Here is a 19,401-nt window from a genome sequence, read left to right as displayed (position 1 = left end):
GATAGAAGAGAGATGAAAGGCTTGCGCTTGAGCGCTGCGGCGCTATCGTTTGCGGGTCAGGATTTTATCGAGCGAAATATCATGCAAATTGCCCCGTCACCTCTCAACGAGGCAGCCCGCCTGTGTTTCCTGGAAAGCTTGAACATCCTGGATACCCCGGCCGAGGAAACCTTCGATCGCATCACCCGGTTGGCCAGTGTGTTGCTCGCGGTGCCCATGGCCCTGGTGTCGCTGATCGACATGAACCGCCAGTGGTTCAAGTCGCGCCAAGGCATCGATGTTGCCGAGACCACGCGCGATGTGGCGTTCTGTGCCCATGCTCTGCATGCCGAAGATGTCCTGGTGATCCCGGATGCCGCCGCCGATCCGCGTTTCGAAAACAACCCGCTGGTGACCGGGGGGCCAGGCATCCGCTTCTACGCCGGTGTGCCGCTGCGCTTTGCCGGCGAGCTGACCGTGGGCACGCTCTGTGTGCTGGACACCCGGCCCCGCCAGGTGTCGGAAACCGAACTGGCGCACCTGCGCGACCTGGCGCGGATCGTCGAGCGCGAGATGCTGCACCGCAGCCTGGCCATCGACTCGGGCAGCGCGGTGCAGCAGGCGGAGCAGGGCGCCCTGGTGTCTTCCGAGGCGCGTTTTCACCGGGTGTTCGACAACAGCCCGACGAGCAAGGCGCTGGTGGGCCTTGACGGTCGCATCCTCGAGCCCAATCGGGAATTCTGCCAGTTGCTGGGCAAGGCCAAGGAATTGCTGGTGCTGACCCGCTTGGCGGAACTGATCGACCCGCAGGATCTGGCCCAGCTGGACGGCCCTTGGCAGCAGATCGTTGCCGGCGAGCAAGATTCGCTGCTTATCGAGGTGCGGCTGATCAGCCGCGACAACGCTGCCCTGTGGAGTGAGCTGAGTGTGTCAGCGCTGCGCAATGAGCGTGGCGTCACCGAGCAGATGGTGGTGTTCGTACGTGATATCAGCGAGCGCAAGCGCCGCCAGCAGCAACTGCGGCGCTACCAGGCGACCCTGGAGCAGCAAGTGGCGCAGCGCACCGAAGAGCTGGCCCGCAGCCAGGAAACCCTGCAGGCCATCGCCGACAATCTCCCGGTGCTGATCGCGCACATCGGCACCCACCTCGAATACCGCTTCAACAATGCCGTGTACCGGCAGATTTTCGGCGTCGAGCCCACCCAGCTCAAAGGCCGCAAGGTGCAGGATGTGCTGCCGGCAGACGTCTACCAGCAGCTGGAGCCTTACTTTCAGAAGGCCTTGGCCGGGGAGCGGGTGGAAGCTGACAACGTGCGTTACAGCCTCGACGACCCCCGGATCTGGCACGCGTCCTATGTGCCCGATATCCGCAACGGCAAGGTCGAGGGCTTTTTCGTCATGTCGCTGGACGTGACCGAACGCAAGCGCAAGGAAAAGACCCTGCTCGACCAGGCCACGCTCGACCCGCTGACTGGGCTGCCCAACCGCGCGGCGTTGCACGACGAGCTGGACTTCGCCTTGAAACAGCGAGCAGCGTTTGCCTTGTTCTTCATCGATTTGGATGGTTTCAAGCAAGTCAACGACCAGCATGGCCACGAAGCGGGCGATGCTGTGCTGCAGGCTGCCGCGGGGCGCATGCTAGCTACCATGCGCGCCGATGATACGGTGGCCAGGCTGGCCGGTGACGAGTTCGTGGTCATCGCCCAGGCCGTGACCAACCAGGCGTCGGCGCGAGAGATCGCGAGCAAGCTTTGCGACGTGCTGTCGGCTCCGATCGCGGTGGAAGGCGTTGAGGTGGCCGTTGGCGCCAGTATCGGCGTCTACCTCAACCATTCCGGGCATCACCCGCAAACTGGCGAAGATGCCCTGGCGCTGGCCGACAGGGCCATGTACGAGGCCAAGCGGGGTGGCCGTAACCGCTTCAGTATGGTGCCCGACCGCTAGAAGCCCCAGTGTTGCAGTGCCCATAACACGCCCATGCCGACCGCCAGGGTCAGCAGCGTGCTGCGCGTGCGCCAGGCAACCAGCCCGGCGATGATCGCGGCCGGTATCTGCGGATTACCCCAGTCGATCCCAGGCTGGCCCGCCTTGAATACCACAGCCGGCAGCACCAGCGCCGCCAACACGCTGGCCGGTACATACACCAGCGCACGGCGCAGTGTCGGCGGAATGCGCAACGCGCCGTAAAACTCGATGAACGACAGCCGTATGGCAAAGGTGCCCAGACCAATCAAAGCGAAAGTGATCCAGGGGTTCAAGTCGATCATGGCGCCTCCGCTGCCGCGTGTGCGCCCTTGCGCAGTTGTTCGATGGTCAACCCGCTGATCACCCCGCCCAGCGAGGCGACCAGCAGGCTCAGGTTGTAAGGCAGGTCGTGGGCCAGTACCGCCAGCGCGCCGCCGACTACCGCCGCGCCCAGCATTGCCGGGTTACGGATGCCCGGTACCAGCAGTGCCAGAAACGACAGCGGAATGGCAAAGCCCAGCGACCAGGACTCCGGGATGCCAGTACCCAGGTACACGCCGGCCAGCACCGCCAGGTTCCAGCCGAACCACATCGGCAAGGCGGTCCCCAGGTAATAGGGGAAGGCGAATCGGCCGAGGCCGTCGACACCGAACTTCAGGCTGCACAGGGCAAACGACTGGTCGGAAAGCAGGTAGGACAGCGACCAGGTCTTGCGCCGCGGCAGGTCGCTCAGGTGCGGCGCCAGGGCGGCGCTGTACATCAGGAAGCGCAGGTTGATCACCAGGGCGGTGACCACCATGGTCAGCGGCAGCGCGCCGCTCTGCATCAGTTGCAGAACCACCATTTGCGCGGAACCGGAGTAGAACAGCAGGGTCATGCCCATCGCGTCGAGCGGCGACATGCCCATACCGATGGCGGTGACGCCGGTAATCAGACCGAACGGCACCATGCCGGTCGTCAGTGGCAGCACCGCGCGGACGCCCTCGGTGAATGCGTGCATCCCGCTTTTATAGTGCATGTGCGTTCCTTGAACATTCATCAGGCTCGCTCAGGTTAAAACCTGCCGGGCCTGGTAACAACGCAGATGTGCGAAATAACCCCCGCGTGGCGGCCATGGGTGAAATAGGGCGTTCGGGCTATTCCGGTTGTGGAGCGCCAGGCATATGCTTGCCTGTCAGCGGCAGCATGTTGCCGCTTGCGGCAAACATAAGCATTGTCGGCAGCACCTTCATCGGGCGCAGTTGCTGGACACCAGGGAGAGCGTCCATGAGTCAGGAAGCACTGCCGGCACCTGCCGGCTTCAGTGAACAACAGCTGGCCACGTTGTTCGAGTTGATCAGCGATGGCATCTGGGACTGGAATGCCAATACCGGCTACGTCTATCGCAACCCCGGCTGGTACGCCATGCTGGGCTACGAAAGCCACTCCAAGGCCAACACCGTGCTCACCTGGGAAAGCGTGATACACCCCGAGGACTACCCACGGGTAATGGCGCATTTCGAGGCCTACATCAACCAGCGCAACGAACACTATCTCATCGAGTATCGCTGCCGCTGCCACGATGGCAGCTACCTGTGGATCGAGGACAGTGCCCATATCATCGCGCGCAACGAGGATGGCTCGGTAGCCCGCATGCTCGGCGCGCACCGCAATATCGATGCAGGCAAGCGCCTTGTGGCGCAGCTGGAGCAGAAGAACCACTCGCTGGAAGCCCAGGTGGCCGAGCGCACCCGCGAGCTGTCGTGGGTCAACCAGCAGCTGCAGCGCCAGCTCGACGAAAACCGCATCCTGGCCGAGCGCGACGCGCTGACGCGCATTGCCAATCGCTACCGGCTGGAGAAGACCTTGCAGCAGGAGTGCGAGCGGGCCAAGCGGTTCCGCCAGCCGCTGGCATTGATCGCCATGGACTTGGACGATTTCAAGCCGATCAATGATCGCTATGGCCACGCCCGTGGCGATGCCGCGTTGATCCGCGTCGTCGAGAACCTGAGCATCAGCCTGCGCGAACTCGACCTGCTGGCGCGCTGGGGCGGCGATGAATTCGTCATGGTGCTGCCGCAGACGACCCTGGGCGAGGCGCTCGACCTTGCGGCGCAGTTGCGTCGGGTGATGGAGCGGCTTGAACCGGTGGGTGAATGCCGGCTGACCCTGAGTTATGGCGTGGTGCAGTGGCAGCAAGGGGAAGGCCAGGAAGAGCTGTTGGCCCGGGCCGACAAGGCCTTGTACCGGGCCAAGGATGCGGGCAAGAACACGATTTGCGAGTGAATCGCCGTCAATGTGGCAATCCCTGTGGGAGCGGGCGTGCCCGCGAAGCAGGCACCGCGATGGATGGCACCGGCTGCGCCGGTGTTCGCGGGCAAGCCCGCTCCCACAGCGTTCGTGCAGTGGCTGGATGAAAAAAGACCCGCGGCGCCAAGGGCGCAGCGGGCCAAACTCGGCCTTGGCCGCTTCAGTGTCAGATATGCAGTGCGTGGCCCAGCGCGCGTAGCGCCGCTTCCTGTACCGCTTCGCCCAGCGTCGGGTGAGCGTGGATGGTGCCGGCCACATCTTCCAGCCGCGCGCCCATTTCCAGCGACTGGGCAAACGCCGTGGACAGTTCCGATACCGCCACGCCAACCGCCTGCCAACCCACGATCAGGTGGTTGTCACGCCGCGCCACCACCCGCACGAAACCGCTTTTCGATTCCAGGCTCATGGCCCGGCCATTGGCGGCGAACGGGAACTGCGCAACGATGCAGTCCAGCCCTTGCTGGCTGGCTTGCTCGGGCGTTTTGCCCGCTACCACGACTTCCGGGTCGGTAAAGCACACTGCGGCAATCGCTGCGGGTTCGAAACGCCGGGTCTTGCCAGCGATGATTTCGGCCACCATCTCGCCCTGCGCCATGGCGCGGTGAGCAAGCATCGGCTCGCCCGCCACGTCACCGATGGCCCATACGTTGCGCATGCTGGTCTGGCAGCGCTCGTCGATGGCGATGGCCGCGCCGTTCATCTTCAGGTCCAGGCATTCGAGGTTGAAGCCTTGGGTACGTGGCCGGCGGCCCACGGCCACCAGCACCCGGTCGGCCTCCAGGCGCAGTTGCCCGCCCTGGCCATCGCTGGCCAGCAGGCAGCCGCTCTCGTAGCCTTCGACGCTGTGGCCCAGGTGCAGGGCGATGCCCAGCTTTTTCAGCGATTCGGCCACGGGTGCGGTCAGTTCGCTGTCATAGGTGGGCAGAATGCGTTCGCGCGCTTCCACCACGCTGACCTGCGCGCCCAGCTTGCGGTAGGCGATGCCCAGCTCCAGCCCGATGTAACCGCCGCCCACCACCACCAGGTGCTTGGGCAGGGCCTTGGGCGCCAGGGCCTCGGTGGAGGAAATGACCGGCCCGCCGAGCGGCAGCATCGGCAGTTCGACGCTGTTCGAGCCCGTGGCCAGCAGCAGGTGCTCGCACTGAATGCGCTGGCCGTCGACCTCGACCTGTTTGCCGTCGAGGACCTTCGCCCAGCCGTGAATCACCTTGACCCCATGCTTTTTCAGCAAGGCGGCCACGCCGGTGGTCAGTCGGTCGACGATGCCGTCCTTCCAGGCCACGCTCTGGCCGATGTCCAGGCGCGGGGTATCGACGCTGATGCCCAGTGGCGACTGCCCGGCAAAGCGTGCGGTCTGGTGGAACTGCTCGGCGACATGGATCAGCGCCTTGGACGGGATGCAGCCGATGTTCAGGCAGGTGCCGCCGAGGGCCTGGCCCTCTACGAGCACCGTGGGAATACCCAGTTGCCCGGCGCGGATGGCGGCGACGTAGCCGCCGGGGCCGCCGCCGATGATCAGCAGGGTGGTGTCTAGGGTCTGGGACATGCTCACTCCAGGAACAAACAGGCAGGTTGCTCGAGCAGGCCACGCACGGCCTGGATGAACTGCGCGGCATCCATGCCATCGACCACCCGGTGGTCGAACGAGCTGGACAGGTTCATCATCTTGCGCACGACGATCTGGCCGTCGATCACCACCGGGCGCTCGACGATGCGGTTGACGCCGACGATCGCCACTTCCGGGGTGTTGACCACCGGGGTGCTGACGATGCCGCCCAAGGCGCCAAGGCTGGTCAGGGTAATGGTCGAGCCACTCAGTTCTTCACGGCTGGCCTTGTTGGTCCGTGCGGCATTGGCCAGGCGCGAAATCTCGCCGGCATTGGCCCACAGGCTGGCGGCCTCGGCATGGCGCAGCACCGGCACCATCAGGCCGTTGTCACCCTGGGTGGCGATGCCCACATGCACCGCGCCGTGGCGGGTGATGACCTGGGCTTCGTCGTCGTAGGTGGCGTTGATCTGTGGGAAGTCGCGCAGGGCGACGACTAGGGCACGGACCAGGAAGGGCAGCAGGGTCAGCTTGCCACGCGTGTTGCCGTACTTGGCATTGAGCTGCTGGCGCAGGGCCTCGACGGCGGTGACGTCGATTTCCTCCACGTAGCTGAAGTGCGCGACACGGCGTTTGGCGTCCTGCATGCGCTGGGCGATCTTGCGGCGCAGGCCGATCACCTGCACCTGTTCGCTGTCGGTGCGCTTGGCATAGCCACTCGGCGCCTGACCGGCAGCGCTGTGCGGCTTGCTCATGAAGGCGTCGAGGTCTTCGTGCAGGATGCGCCCGGCCGGGCCGCTGCCATGCACGTAGCGCAGTTCGATGCCGGCATCCAGGGCACGCTTGCGCACCGCCGGCGAAGCCAGCGGCTTGTCGCCTGGCTGGCGCGGCACGATCGGTGCTTCGACGTGTTGCTCGGGTGCCTGGTAGGCCACCGGCTGCGGCGCTTTCGCTTCTGGCTTGGGTGCAGCAGGCGTAACAGGCGCGCTGTGCGCTTCCACAGGTTTGGCCTGCGGCACATCCACATGGTTGCCGCTGCCTTCCACTTCGATGCGGATCAGCTCGCTGCCGACGGCCATTACTTCACCTGGCTGGCCACCCAGGGCCAGCACCTTGCCGCTGACCGGCGAAGGGATTTCCACGGTGGCCTTGTCGGTCATGACATCGGCCACTACCTGGTCTTCGGCGATCACGTCGCCGACCTTGACGAACCATTCCACCAACTCGACCTGCGCGATGCCTTCGCCAATGTCCGGCATCTTGATGACGTGCGTGCCCATTCAGACCTCCATGACCCGTTTCAATGCCGCGCCTACCCGCGAAGGGCCTGGGAAGTAAGCCCATTCCTGTGCGTGGGGGTAGGGGGTGTCCCAGCCGGTGACGCGCTCGATCGGTGCCTCGAGGTGGTGGAAGCAGTGCTCCTGCACCAGCGCTACCAGTTCGGCGCCGAAGCCGCAGGTGCGGGTGGCTTCATGCACGACCACGCAGCGGCCGGTCTTTTTCACCGACGCGACGATGGTCTCCAGGTCCAGCGGCCAGAGGCTGCGCAGGTCGATGACTTCGGCGTCGACGCCGGTCTCCTCGGCGGCCACCTGGGCCACGTAGACCGTGGTGCCGTAGGTCAGCACGGTGACATCGTTGCCTGGGCGGGTGATGGCTGCCTTGTCCAGCGGCACGGTGTAGTAGCCGTCCGGCACGGCGCTTTGCGGGTGTTTCGACCAGGGGGTGACAGGCCGGTCGTGGTGGCCGTCGAACGGGCCGTTGTACAGGCGCTTGGGCTCGAGGAAGATCACCGGGTCATCGCATTCGATCGAGGCGATCAGCAGGCCCTTGGCGTCATACGGGTTGGACGGCATGACCGTGCGCAGGCCGCAGACCTGGGTGAACATCGCCTCAGGGCTCTGGCTGTGGGTCTGGCCGCCGTAGATGCCGCCGCCGCAGGGCATGCGCAGGGTCAGCGGGGAGATGAACTCACCGGCCGAGCGGTAGCGCAGGCGGGCCATTTCCGAGACGATCTGGTCGGAGGCCGGGTAGAAGTAGTCGGCGAACTGGATTTCCACCACCGGGCGCAGGCCGTAGGCGCCCATGCCCACGGCGGTGCCGACGATGCCGCTTTCAGAGATCGGGGCGTCGAACACCCGCGACTTGCCGTACTTGGTCTGCAAGCCTTCGGTGCAACGGAACACGCCGCCGAAGTAGCCGACGTCCTGGCCGTAGACCACCACGTCGTCGTCGCGCTCAAGCATGACATCCATGGCCGAGCGAAGGGCCTGGATCATGGTCAGTGTGCTGGTGGCCATGGCGGTTTCCGGGTTGATGCTGTTGTTGTGATCGTTCATCTCAGACCCCCAGTTCCTGGCGCTGACGGCGCAGGTGGTCAGGCATTTCCTTGTACACGTCCTCGAACATCGAGGCCGCGCTCGGGATGTGGCCGTTGGCCAGGGTGCCGTACTGTTCCGCTTCCTTCTGCGCGGCGATGACCGCGGCTTCGAATTCGGCAGTGGTGGCCTGGTGTTCTTCTTCGGACCAGTGGCCGATCTTGATCAGGTGCTGCTTCAGGCGGGCAATCGGGTCGCCCAGCGGGAAGTGGCTCCAGTCATCGGCCGGGCGGTACTTGGACGGGTCGTCCGACGTCGAGTGCGGGCCGGCGCGGTAGGTGACCCACTCGATCAGCGACGGGCCCAGGCCGCGGCGGGCGCGTTCGGCGGCCCAGCGCGAGGCGGCGTACACGGCGACGAAGTCGTTGCCGTCGACCCGCAGCGAGGCGATGCCGCACCCCACGCCACGGCCGGCGAAGGTGGTCTGCTCGCCACCGGCGATGGCCTGGAAGGTCGAGATCGCCCATTGGTTGTTGACCACGTTGAGGATCACCGGGGCGCGGTAGACGTGGGCAAAAGTGAGGGCGGTGTGGAAGTCCGATTCGGCAGTGGCGCCGTCACCGATCCAGGCCGAGGCGATCTTGGTATCGCCCTTGATCGCCGAGGCCATGGCCCAGCCGACCGCCTGCACGAACTGGGTTGCAAGGTTGCCACTGATGGTGAAGAAACCGGCTTCGCGCACCGAATACATGATCGGCAGCTGGCGGCCTTTGAGCGGGTCGCGCTCGTTGGACAGCAGCTGGCAGATCATCTCCACCAGCGACACGTCGCGGGCCATGAGGATGCTCTGCTGGCGGTAGGTGGGGAAGCACATGTCGCTGCGGTTGAGCGCTAGCGCCTGGGCGCTGCCGATGGCTTCCTCGCCCAGGCTCTGCATGTAGAAGGACATCTTTTTCTGGCGCTGGGCGACTACCATGCGGCTGTCGAAGATGCGCGTCTTAAGCATCGCGCGCATGCCTTGGCGCAGGACGTGCGGGTCGATGTCCTCAGCCCATGGGCCTTGGGCATTGCCGTGCTCGTCGAGCACGCGGACCAGGCTATAGGACAGGTCGGCAGTGTCGGCAGCGTCGACATCGATAGGTGGTTTACGGACCTTACCGGCGTCGTTCAGGCGCAGGTAGGAAAAATCGGTCTGGCAGCCTGGCCGGCCGGTGGGCTCGGGCACATGCAAACGCAGGGGGGCGTACTCGTTCATGCTTTTTACGCTCGCTCGGGTTTTGTTTTTGTGAGCTCTGAAGCGGCCGCCGCTGAGTACCGGCTTGTGACTGGTAGGTCAGCGTCATTTACATCTTAGAGGGAGGGCAGGAGAATTTTTCTCTCAAGTTGATTGCCTTTGTCTGACAGGGAAGATAAACATTCCGGATAAACACAAAAAAACCGGTGAATTTGTCTCATGCGCAAGCTCGATCGTACCGATATCGGCATTCTCAACAGCCTTCAGGACAACGCCCGTATCACCAACGCGGATCTGGCGCGTTCGGTGAACCTGTCGCCGACGCCGTGTTTCAACCGGGTCAAGGCGATGGAAGAGTTGGGGGTGATCCGCCAGCAGGTGACCTTGCTGTCGCCGGAGGTGCTGGGGCTGGATGTGAACGTGTTCATCCATGTCAGCCTGGAAAAGCAGGTCGAGCAGGCGTTGCACCGCTTCGAGGAAGAGATCGCCGAACGGCCCGAGGTGATGGAGTGCTACCTGATGACCGGCGACCCGGATTACCTGCTGCGGGTGCTGTTGCCGAGCATCCAGGCGCTGGAGCGCTTTCTCGATTACCTGACGCGGTTGCCGGGGGTGGCCAACATCCGATCAAGCTTTGCGCTCAAGCAGGTGAGGTACAAGACCGCGTTGCCGTTGCCTGCAAATGGCATGACCTTGCGCGAATAGGCCGGCACAGGCAATACAGAGGGTGCTTGATATTTTAAACACCCCGAGCCTATGTTGTTGCCAGCCTATAACAACAAGGACAAGCGTCATGACCACCGCCGCCCATCGCTCGCTGACCGAGCACCTCCAGGGCATCGACCAGATCGAATGCGTCACCCCCGACCTCAACGGCGTGCCCCGCGGCAAGGTGATGACCGCCGAGGGCTTCCTCGAAGGCCGCCGCCTGCAGATGGCCCGCGGGGTGCTGTTGCAATGCATCATGGGCGGCTACCCGCCGGCGCGCTTTTATGGCAGCGACGACGGTGACCTGGCGCTGGTGGCGGAGCCCTCGCAGATTCATCGTCTGCCCTGGAGCGAAGAAGGCCTGGCGCTGGCCATCTGCGACGCCAACGAGCTCGATGGCCGGCCCTCGGGGCTGTCGACGCGGGGCCAGCTCAAGGCGGTGATCGCCCGCTACGCCGCGCTGGGCCTGGCGCCTGTGGTGGCGACCGAGCTGGAGTTCTTTGTCTTCGCCCCCAACACCGATCCGCAGCAAGCCTTCCTGCCACCTGTTGGCAAGGACGGCCGCCGGGAGCTGGGCCATTCGGCATTCAGTGTCAGTTCCAACAACGGCCTGCGCCCGTTCTTCCAGGAGGTATACCAGTGCATGGCGGCTTTGGGCCTGCCCCGCGACACCTTCATGCACGAAATGGGCGTGAGCCAGTTCGAGATCAATCTGCTGCACGGCGACCCGCTGTTGCTGGCCGACCAGACCTTCCTGTTCAAGCACCTGCTCAAGGAGGTGGCGCTCAAACATGGCCTGAGCGTGGTGTGCATGGCCAAGCCACTGGCGCATACCCCAGGCAGCTCCATGCACATTCACCAGAGCCTGGTGGAGATCGCCAGCGGGCGTAACGTGTTCAGCGACGAGCAGGGCCAGCCGACCGAGACCTTCTACCACTTCATCGGTGGCCAGCAGGCGTGCATGGCCGATTTCACCGCGCTGTTCGCGCCCAACGTCAACTCCTACCAGCGGCTATGCCACCCCTACGCTTCGCCGAACAATGCCTGCTGGTCCGAGGACAACCGTGCGGCCGGCCTGCGCATTCCCGCCAGTGCCCCGGTGGCGCGGCGGGTCGAAAACCGCCTGCCAGGTGCCGATGCCAACCCCTACCTGGCCATCGCTGCCAGCCTGGCCGCCGGGCTGCATGGCATCGACCAGCGCCTGCAGCCAACCCCGGCGATCCAAGGCGAGTTCGAGGTGCCGGAACACCTGAGCCTGCCGTGTACCCTGCATGCCGCGCTCGAACGCCTCAAGCGCAGCGCCCTGGCGCGGGAACTGTTCGGTAGCGAGTTCATCGAAGGCTACATTGCCAGCAAGACGCTCGAGCTGACGGACTTCTTCAACGAGATCACCCCCTGGGAGCGCCGTGTGTTGGCGGCACAGGCCTGATCGCGACATAACCGGTACTGGACGCGCCCCTGTCTGGCTATTTGTCTGGCAGGGGACTGCGCCATGGCCATTTTGCTTTTATGCTTGCCAGCAAGCCAACGCCACCTGACCAGGGAGTTTGACAGGACGTATGCGAAACATCTGGAAGCCCTTTCAGTCGTTGTATTTCGCCGCCTTGATGATGTTGATCGGCTCCGGCCTGCTCAGTACCTACCTGGCGCTGCGCCTGGCGGCCGATCATGTCGACAGCCTGTGGGTCGGTGCCTTGATGGCCGCCAACTACTTCGGCCTGGCGCTGGGCGGCAAGATTGGCCACCGGTTGATCGGTCGGGTCGGGCACATCCGGGCATACGCCACCTGCGCCGGCATCGTCTGCGCGGCGGTGCTGGGGCATGGCATGACCAGCTGGCTGCCGGTGTGGGTCGGGCTGCGGATGATCGTCGGCCTGGGGATGATGTGCCAGTACATGGTCATCGAAAGCTGGCTCAACGAGCAGGCCGAGGCCAAGTACCGGGGCGCGGTGTTCAGTGGCTACATGATCGCTTCCTACCTGGGCCTGGTGCTCGGCCAGCTGATCCTGGTGGTGCACCCGCAACTGGGCCCGGAACTGCTGATGCTGGTGGCCATGTGCTTCGCCCTGTGCCTGGTGCCGGTGGCCATGACCCGGCGCATCCACCCGGCGCCCTTGCGCCCGGCACCGATGGAGCCGAAGTTCTTCATCAAGCGGGTGCCGCAGTCGCTCAGCACGGTGCTCGGCTCGGGTTTGATCGTCGGTTCGTTCTACGGCCTGGCGCCGCTGTACGCTTCCAGCCAAGGCATGTCGACCGAGCAGATCGGTCTGTTCATGGGTTGCTGCATCTTTGCCGGGCTGCTGGTGCAGTGGCCGCTGGGCTGGTTGTCCGACCGTTATGACCGTGCGGTGCTGATCCGCAGCGTCGCGGTGGGCCTGGCAGTGGCTTCGGCGCCACTGGCGTTTTTGCCGAGCGTGCCGCTGGAAGCGTTGTTCGGCATCGGTTTCGTGATTTCGCTGCTGCAGTTCTGCCTGTACCCACTGGCGGTGGCGTTTTCCAATGACCACGTCGAGAGCGAGCGGCGGGTGTCACTGACCGCCATGCTGCTGGTCACCTATGGCGTGGGTGCCTGTATCGGGCCGCTAGCAGCGGGGGTGCTGATGAAGGCACTGGGGGCGCAGATGCTCTATGCGTTCTTCGCGTTCTTTGCCTTGGTGCTGGTGTGGCGCATTCGGCCGAAGGCGGTTACCGGGCTGCACCAGGTTCAGGACGCGCCGCTGGGCCACGTGGCCATGCCGGCTGCCGGTTCGCCATTGTCGGCGGCGCTCGACCCGCGGGTGGATGAGCAGACCGTGCAGGAGGTGATGCAGGCACCGGTGGCGGCTGAGGATACCGAGGATGATCAGACGGCTGAGCCGGTTGCCGAGGCTCGGCCTGAGGATGAGGTCAGCAAGTCAGTGTGAGTTTGTGCCGGCCTCTTCGCGGGCTTGCCCGCTCCCACAGGTACTGCAGAGGTTTCGAGAGCGGTGCGGTCCCTGTGGGAGCGGGCGAGCCCGCGAAGAGGCCGACACAGGTTAACCACAAACAAAAACGCCACCCGATGGGTGGCGTTCTGCATTCAATGGCCGATCAATAGTCGTCCTTGTCAAACCGCCGCGCTTCACGCTGCAGCTGGTAGACAAAACTCTCGATCTTGCGCTGGGCCTGGCCATTGAGGTTATGGAAGCGCACGCCGGCGAAGGTGGTATTGATCCGCTCTTCATAATGCAGGTGGCGCAGCTCGACCATGGTATCGACCAGGCCCAGCGGGTTACTGGCCTTGAAGCGCTCGTAGACCTGGCCCAATTGCAGGCGGTCTTCAACGTTACCTTCGAAGCGCAGTTTGCAGCCGGTGGCCGAGATGTCCAGCAGCTTGCCGCGCAGGGCACCGTTACCCTTGAGGTAGCTGCCGTCGAGCAGGATGTCGACCAGTTGCGACAGCTTCAGCGCGGCGCGGAAGGCATTGCGGCGCTGGTGGTAGGTCATCTCTTCCGGCATCGCGCCGCGGTAGCAGCGGTGACCGTCGACTTCGCTGATTTTCAGCTCGTGATTGCATTCCCAGGCGATGCGCACGCCATCGTGGAAGCCTTCGACGCGGAACGGTTCGCCGTTCTCGATGAATTTTTCGCCATCGCGCGGGATCATTTCGTCCAGCGCCAGGGTATTGCTGTCACGGTCCACGTGCACCACGTAGCTCTGGAACCGCTGGCTGCGCTCATGGAAGGTGATGATCAGCGGATCATGGCTCTCTTGTAGCTGGCGCAGGTTGGCCGCGATCTCCAAGGGCGTGTTCAGCACCTTCGGCGGTTGCGGGGCATCGGCTTCATTGAACACGGGTTTTCAATCTCCAGGCAAAAACGACACACGCAAGTAACGGCATTTTGCCAGTATGTTCCGTGCCTTGATAGAAATAATCACACTTGGCTGAGCGCCCGGGGCTTGGCAAGTGGTGAAGTGGCGCCACGGCTGTCGTAGAGCGACGGTGCTTCGCCACCCTGGAGGATTCTGATCTGGTTGGCCGTGACGTGTTGCTGCACCTGGATGATCCGGCCATTGGTCTCGTTGACCTTCTGGCAGGCGTCCATCAGCTGGGTCAGCACATCGAGCTGCTGCAGGATCAGCTCGCCGTTGTCCGACTGCGCCGCCAATGCCTGCACCCCGGCGCGATTGGCGCTGAGGCCAAGGCTGGTGAGCAGGTTGTTGCGGCGCATGCCTTGCTGCTCGAGCAGGACGATCAGCGACTGCTTGCGGGCGAGGATGCCCTCCAGCGGCGCCATGTCGCGGCCGTGCAGGGCCACCGACTCCTGCTGGAGGAGGTCGAGCAGTTCCTGGGTCGGGGCGATGTCGTCTTCGATCAGTTGCAGCAAAGTGATGTCGTGCATGGCTAACTCTTGGCTTTACGTAGCGTCCGTGAAGTCAGCGCGCCGAACGGTTAGCGCTGGGCTTCGAAATCGAGCAGTTTGCTGGCGACCCGGCCGGCATCGACCTGGTAGCTGCCGTCTGCGATCGCCTGCTTCAACTGCGCCACGCGGGCACTGTTGACAACGGGCTGGTCGCGCAGCTTGTCGCTGACCTTTTGCAACTGCTGGGCCTCTTGGCTGAGGTGTACTGCTTCTCCGCTGGCGCTGGCGCTTTTAGGCGCTTCTTGGGTTTCGCCGGTTTTCTCGGCGTTGCCGGAGGTGGCATTGCCACGAACGCCGCCCGTGACGGACGGAGAGTTATTCAGACGACTGAAGTCGATGACCATGATCAGAAACCTCTGGGTATTTGGACGCTTGCCTTGTTTTCGGCCAACCCGAAAGAAACTTTAGGCACAAATGCATAGCCGCCTGTCAGCAAGCTCGCGAACCCGTGTTCTGACACAGTTTAGGAAAAGCGGTTCCTCACCGCCAGCGCAATCTACATGGCGACCTCGACCTGGCCGGGGCCTGTGACCCGGGCTTTTACTACCCGCTGCGAATTGAGGTTGCGCACCCGGATCTGTTCGCCCTGGCCGCCCTTGGCCAAGGCTTCGCCCGGCATGCGCACGCTCAACGAGCCGCTGCGTGCAGTGATCACCACATGATCGCCTTTGCGCACCACTTCGGCTTGCTCCAGGTGCTGCGCGGTCAGCACCTGGTCGAGCACCGTCGGTCGCACCATCTTCATGCCCACTGCCTGGTCGAGGTCGGTGAGAAAGCCCTGGGTCAGCGTGCCGACGTCTCGCTCGCGCAGGGCCACGTCGCCCTCGCCAACGACGTTGTCACGCTTGAGCGGGCGGGTCACTACTACCACGTCGCGGAACAGCTTCACCGTTGCCGGCACGAAGATGGTCCACGGCGCGCTGCCGTCGCAGCGTACCCGCACGGTGACCCGGCCTAGCGGTTGCGCCGGGCTTTCCAGCGAGGCGTCCAACTGCTGGCTGCACAGCGGCATGCGCAGGCGCGGGTCGAGCGGGTTGACCTGGATCTCGTAGCGCCCTGGCGTCTGGGTGGTGGCCAGGTAGTCCTCGACGCTGAATTCAAGAAACCCTTGGGTGACACCGATAAGCTGTTCAGGCAAGGTAACCGCGTCCGCCAGCGTGCGAACGCCGGGTGCCAGCAGGCACAGCACGGCGAGCGCGCCGCTCAGCAGGTGTGTCAGTCGTCGGAAATTTGTCGTTTTCGTGTACATGGCGCTCAAAAAAGCAAAGCCCGTGCCGACTTGGTGACCACGTAGCACCAAAAAGGCAGAACGCATAAGGAGTCAGGCATGGCGGGGGTAATGGATTCAGTCAACCAGCGCACGCAGCTGGTTGGGCAGAATCGCCTGGAATTGCTGCTGTTCCGTCTCAACGGGGCGCAGCTTTACGGCATCAACGTGTTCAAGGTTCGCGAAGTGCTGCAGTGCCCGGAGCTGACCGTGCTGCCCAGGTCGCACGCGGTGGTGCGAGGCGTGGCCAACATTCGCGGAGCGACCATCCCGATCCTCGACCTGTCGATGGCCACCGGCCTGCCAGGGTTGCAGGAAGAAACGCGCAACAGCTTCGTGATCATCACCGAGTACAACACCAAGACCCAGGGCTTTCTGGTGCACTCGGTCGAGCGCATCGTCAACATGAACTGGGAAGAGATTCATCCGCCACCCAAGGGTACGGGGCGCGATCACTACCTGACAGCCGTTACCCGGGTCGACAACCGCATGGTCGAGATCATCGACGTGGAGAAGGTGCTGGCCGAAGTGGCGCCGTCGTCCGAGTCGGTGTCCGCTGGCGTGGTCGATGCCGAGGTGCAGGACAAGGCTACGCTGTTGCGCGTGCTGACCGTCGATGATTCGTCGGTGGCGCGCAAGCAGGTCAGCCGCTGCCTGCAGACGGTGGGTGTGGAGGTGGTGGCGCTCAACGATGGCCGTCAGGCCCTGGACTACCTGCGCAAGCTGGTGGACGAGGGCAAGAAGCCTGAAGAAGAGTTCCTGATGATGATCTCCGACATTGAAATGCCGGAAATGGACGGCTATACGCTTACCGCAGAGATCCGCAGCGACCCGCGTATGCAAAAATTGCACATCTGCCTGCATACTTCGTTGTCCGGGGTATTCAACCAGGCGATGGTCAAGAAGGTCGGGGCTGATGATTTCCTGGCCAAGTTCAAGCCGGACGACCTGGCTCAGCGCGTGGTCGACCGGATCAAGGCAGCGCATTGAAGCAGCCGGGGGCATGCTCCCGGCACCCATGATTGAAAAGAGGCGGCAGTAGTGTCTACGGGTAATTTGGAGTTCGAACAGTTCAGGGTCTTCCTGGAAAAAGCCTGTGGCATCCTGCTGGGCGAGAATAAGCAGTACCTGGTTTCCAGCCGTCTCAACAAGCTGATGGAACAACAGGGCATCAAGAGCCTGGGCGAGCTGGTGCAACGCATCCAGACCCAGCCGCGGGGCGGCTTGCGCGAGCTGGTGGTGGATGCGATGACCACCAACGAGACCCTGTGGTTTCGGGATACCTACCCGTTCGAAGTGCTGAAGAACAAGGTCATCCCCGAGTTCATCAAGAACAACCCGGGCCAGCGCCTGCGCATGTGGTCGGCGGCGTGCTCGTCGGGGCAGGAGCCTTATTCGATCTCGATGGCCATCGACGAGTTCGAGCGCAGCAACCTCGGCCAGTTGAAAATGGGCGCGCAGATCGTTGCCACCGACCTGTCCGGTTCGATGCTGACCAACTGCAAGACCGGTGAGTACGACAGCCTGGCGATTGCCCGTGGCCTGTCCCAGGAGCGCCTGCAGCGCTACTTCGACGTCAAGGCTCCAGGGCGTTGGGCCGTCAAGCCGGCGATCCGCAGCCGTGTCGAGTTCCGGTCGTTCAACCTGCTCGACAGCTACGCGAGCCTGGGCAAGTTCGACATCGTGTTCTGCCGCAATGTGCTGATCTACTTCTCGGCGCAGGTGAAGAAGGACATTCTGCTGCGGATCCACAGCACCCTGAAACCCGGGGGCTACCTGTTCCTCGGCGCCTCGGAAGCGCTGAACGGGTTGCCGGACCACTACCAGATGGTCCAGTGCAGCCCGGGGATCATCTACCAGGCCAAGTAATCAGAAAGGCCGGCAACGCAAGTTGCCGGCCTTTCTGTTAGCTGACGTCAATTTTTTGTTTTGCCGCTTTTGCCGCCCGGCAATTGCCGCTTTCCCTTCGCCAGGCGGAAGCACTTTGCCGCTTTTCTGGCATCACGCCATCACCCGCCCGCGTTGCAGCCCAGTGTTTCCGGGGTTTCAGGATTCTGGCACAGCCCTTGCTATACCTTGCTCAACGAAATTCCGGCCAACCTTCGAAGGTTTCCCCGACATGAGCATCAGTTTCGACAAGGCGCTTGGCATTCACGAAAAGGCTTTGGGCTTCCGCGCCCAGCGCGCCGAAGTGCTGGCCAACAACATCGCCAACGCCGACACGCCTAATTACAAGGCGCGTGACATGGATTTCTCTTCGGTGCTCGCCGCCGAGAGCCAGAAGCAGCAAAGCGGCCGCTTCGCCATGGACCGCACCAACAGCCGCCACATCGAGGCCGAAGGCCTGGCGATGGCTGATGACACCACGCAGTACCGCGTGCCGACCCAGCCGTCGATCGACCAGAACACCGTGGATGCGCAGATCGAGCAATCGAACTACACCGAGAACGCCATCGGCTTCCAGGCCAGCTTCACCTTGCTCAACAGTAAATTCAAAGGGCTGGTTTCAGCCCTGCGCGGAGAGTAATCCATGTCCCTTTCCAGTGTTTTCAACATTGCCGGCAGTGGCATGAGCGCGCAGAACACCCGCCTCAACACCGTCGCCTCGAACATCGCCAACGCCGAGACCGTGTCGTCGAGCATCGACCAGACCTACCGTGCGCGCCACCCAGTGTTCGCAACCACCTTCCAGAACGCGCAAGGCGGCGTCAGCCAGTCGCTGTTCGAAGACCAGGGCGAAGCGGGGCAGGGCGTGCAGGTCAAGGGCATCGTCGAAGACCAGAGCAATCTGGAGGCGCGCTACGAGCCCAATCACCCGGCAGCGAACAAGGACGGCTACGTCTACTACCCGAACGTCAACGTGGTCGAGGAGATGGCTGACATGATCTCCGCCAGCCGTGCGTTCCAGACCAACGCCGAGCTGATGAACACCGCCAAGAACATGATGCAGAAAGTGCTGACCCTGGGTCAGTGATAAGGAAGCCGGACCATGGCCATCGATACCACCAGCGGTGTAAACCTCAATGACGTCCTCTCGGCGTCCGGTGTCAGCACCGGTACCACCAAGAAGACCACCACCGATACCGCGTCGCAGACCGGCAACAGTTCGCTGGGCAAGGATGCGTTCCTGCAGCTGCTGGTTACCCAGATGCAGCACCAGAACCCGCTCGACCCGCAGGACAACGGCGAGTTCGTGGCGCAGTTGGCCCAGTTCAGCAGCCTCGAAGGCATTACCTCGCTGAACGAGTCGGTCACCAACATCACCAGTGCCATGGCCTCGTCCCAGGCGCTGCAGGCGTCGTCGCTGGTCGGTCGCTCGGTGATCGTGCAGAACGACAAGGCTGTGGTCGACACCGCCGACAGCTTCAATGGCCAGTTCGTCGTGCCGCAGGCCATCGACGGGGCGAAGATCACTGTCAAGGACAAGGACGGCAACACCGTCAAGACCATTGAAGTGGGCGAGCAGAAAGCCGGCTATGCCGACTTCATCTGGGATGGCACCAACGCGAGCGGCGCCAAGGTCGACCCGGGCACCTACACCTTCACTGCCAGCACCACGGTGGATGGCAAGGCGGTGCAGATGAACACCCTGCTGCCGGCCAAGGTCACCAGCGTCAGCTTCAACACCACGGGCGAGATGGTGCTCAACCTCGCCGGGGTCGGCAAGGTTTCCCTGTCCGACGTACAAACCATCGGTATCTAAGGCCAGAACG

20 protein-coding genes are annotated in these 19,401 nt (G+C 63.4%); 10 read left to right on the top strand and 10 right to left on the bottom strand.

Translation table 11 applies throughout. The features are described from left to right. Positions 1-81 precede the first annotated feature (81 nt). Positions 82-1,923: a diguanylate cyclase domain-containing protein gene (locus tag APH28_RS07630; RefSeq protein ID WP_177334234.1), complete on the top strand. Its 1,842-nt coding sequence runs from the start codon at positions 82-84 to the stop codon at positions 1,921-1,923. Here APH28_RS07630 and APH28_RS07625 read toward each other — a convergent pair. Further along, positions 1,920-2,246: an AzlD domain-containing protein gene (locus tag APH28_RS07625; RefSeq protein WP_060508345.1), complete on the bottom strand. Its 327-nt coding sequence runs from the start codon at positions 2,244-2,246 to the stop codon at positions 1,920-1,922. The two genes, APH28_RS07630 and APH28_RS07625, sit on opposite strands and share 4 nt — an antisense overlap. Then, complete coding sequence (locus APH28_RS07620) at positions 2,243-2,962, bottom strand: AzlC family ABC transporter permease (protein ID WP_060508344.1); 720 nt, start codon at positions 2,960-2,962, stop codon at positions 2,243-2,245. Before APH28_RS07620 ends, APH28_RS07625 begins: the two co-directional genes overlap by 4 nt. 248 nt (positions 2,963-3,210) lie before the next feature. Between APH28_RS07620 and APH28_RS07615 the strand changes: the two genes are divergently transcribed. Further along, positions 3,211-4,209, top strand: coding sequence for a sensor domain-containing diguanylate cyclase (locus APH28_RS07615; RefSeq protein WP_060508343.1), 999 nt, complete (start codon positions 3,211-3,213; stop codon positions 4,207-4,209). A gap of 190 nt (positions 4,210-4,399) precedes the next feature. Here the strand turns inward: APH28_RS07615 and lpdA are convergent, their stop codons facing one another. Genes lpdA through APH28_RS07595 form a run of 4 tightly spaced genes read right to left on the bottom strand, consistent with a single transcriptional unit; the run spans position 4,400 to position 9,352 of the window. After that, a complete protein-coding gene (lpdA, locus tag APH28_RS07610; protein ID WP_060508342.1) occupies positions 4,400-5,779 on the bottom strand; it encodes a dihydrolipoyl dehydrogenase in 1,380 nt (459 codons plus the stop codon). 2 nt (positions 5,780-5,781) lie between these two features. After that, positions 5,782-7,059, bottom strand: a complete 1,278-nt coding sequence (locus tag APH28_RS07605; RefSeq protein ID WP_060508341.1) for a dihydrolipoamide acetyltransferase family protein — start codon at positions 7,057-7,059, stop codon at positions 5,782-5,784. Further along, positions 7,060-8,118, bottom strand: coding sequence for an alpha-ketoacid dehydrogenase subunit beta (locus tag APH28_RS07600; protein WP_060508340.1), 1,059 nt, complete (start codon positions 8,116-8,118; stop codon positions 7,060-7,062). A gap of 1 nt (position 8,119) precedes the next feature. Further along, entirely contained in the window at positions 8,120-9,352 is a 1,233-nt protein-coding gene (locus APH28_RS07595; protein ID WP_060508339.1) for a 3-methyl-2-oxobutanoate dehydrogenase (2-methylpropanoyl-transferring) subunit alpha, read from the bottom strand. Between the two features lie 198 nt (positions 9,353-9,550). Between APH28_RS07595 and bkdR the strand changes: the two genes are divergently transcribed. From bkdR to APH28_RS07580, 3 genes are all read left to right on the top strand, one after another. Then, positions 9,551-10,036: a Bkd operon transcriptional regulator BkdR gene (gene bkdR, locus APH28_RS07590; protein WP_060508338.1), complete on the top strand. Its 486-nt coding sequence runs from the start codon at positions 9,551-9,553 to the stop codon at positions 10,034-10,036. Between the two features lie 190 nt (positions 10,037-10,226). After that, the gene (locus APH28_RS07585; RefSeq protein ID WP_177334237.1) at positions 10,227-11,468 is read left to right on the top strand and encodes a glutamine synthetase family protein; all 1,242 of its coding nucleotides are present in this window, start codon (positions 10,227-10,229) and stop codon (positions 11,466-11,468) included. Positions 11,469-11,598: 130 nt separating this feature from the next. Continuing rightward, complete coding sequence (locus tag APH28_RS07580; protein WP_060508336.1) at positions 11,599-12,942, top strand: MFS transporter; 1,344 nt, start codon at positions 11,599-11,601, stop codon at positions 12,940-12,942. A gap of 166 nt (positions 12,943-13,108) precedes the next feature. On the opposite strand, the gene APH28_RS07575 is transcribed toward APH28_RS07580, so the two are convergent. The 4 genes from APH28_RS07575 to flgA form a co-directional block, all read right to left on the bottom strand. Next, positions 13,109-13,852, bottom strand: coding sequence for a flagellar brake protein (locus APH28_RS07575; protein ID WP_060508335.1), 744 nt, complete (start codon positions 13,850-13,852; stop codon positions 13,109-13,111). An 80-nt stretch (positions 13,853-13,932) separates the two neighbouring features. Continuing rightward, positions 13,933-14,400: a flagella synthesis protein FlgN gene (locus APH28_RS07570; protein WP_060508334.1), complete on the bottom strand. Its 468-nt coding sequence runs from the start codon at positions 14,398-14,400 to the stop codon at positions 13,933-13,935. 50 nt (positions 14,401-14,450) lie between these two features. Continuing rightward, positions 14,451-14,765, bottom strand: a complete 315-nt coding sequence (gene flgM / locus APH28_RS07565) for a flagellar biosynthesis anti-sigma factor FlgM (protein WP_060508333.1) — start codon at positions 14,763-14,765, stop codon at positions 14,451-14,453. A 152-nt stretch (positions 14,766-14,917) separates the two neighbouring features. After that, positions 14,918-15,670 (bottom strand): flagellar basal body P-ring formation chaperone FlgA, encoded by a 753-nt coding sequence (gene flgA / locus APH28_RS07560; RefSeq protein ID WP_060508332.1) that lies wholly within the window; start codon positions 15,668-15,670, stop codon positions 14,918-14,920. 78 nt (positions 15,671-15,748) lie between these two features. Here flgA and APH28_RS07555 point away from each other — a divergent pair, with 78 nt between their 5' ends. From APH28_RS07555 to flgD, 5 genes are all read left to right on the top strand, one after another. Next, positions 15,749-16,678, top strand: a complete 930-nt coding sequence (locus APH28_RS07555; RefSeq protein ID WP_060508331.1) for a chemotaxis protein CheV — start codon at positions 15,749-15,751, stop codon at positions 16,676-16,678. A gap of 51 nt (positions 16,679-16,729) precedes the next feature. Further along, positions 16,730-17,557 (top strand): protein-glutamate O-methyltransferase CheR, encoded by an 828-nt coding sequence (gene cheR, locus APH28_RS07550; RefSeq protein WP_060508330.1) that lies wholly within the window; start codon positions 16,730-16,732, stop codon positions 17,555-17,557. A 250-nt stretch (positions 17,558-17,807) separates the two neighbouring features. Beyond that, complete coding sequence (gene flgB, locus APH28_RS07545; protein ID WP_060508329.1) at positions 17,808-18,215, top strand: flagellar basal body rod protein FlgB; 408 nt, start codon at positions 17,808-17,810, stop codon at positions 18,213-18,215. 3 nt (positions 18,216-18,218) lie between these two features. Then, on the top strand, positions 18,219-18,662 hold the full coding sequence (gene flgC / locus APH28_RS07540; protein WP_060508328.1) for a flagellar basal body rod protein FlgC: 444 nt from the start codon (positions 18,219-18,221) through the stop codon (positions 18,660-18,662). Between the two features lie 15 nt (positions 18,663-18,677). Then, entirely contained in the window at positions 18,678-19,391 is a 714-nt protein-coding gene (gene flgD, locus APH28_RS07535) for a flagellar hook assembly protein FlgD (RefSeq protein WP_060508327.1), read from the top strand. The last annotated feature ends 10 nt before the right edge of the window (positions 19,392-19,401 follow it).

The sequence above is a fragment of the Pseudomonas sp. NBRC 111124 genome (assembly GCF_001320245.1).
Taxonomy (GTDB): Bacteria; Pseudomonadota; Gammaproteobacteria; order Pseudomonadales; family Pseudomonadaceae; genus Aquipseudomonas.
This window is presented reverse-complemented; position numbering and strand designations above follow the sequence as displayed.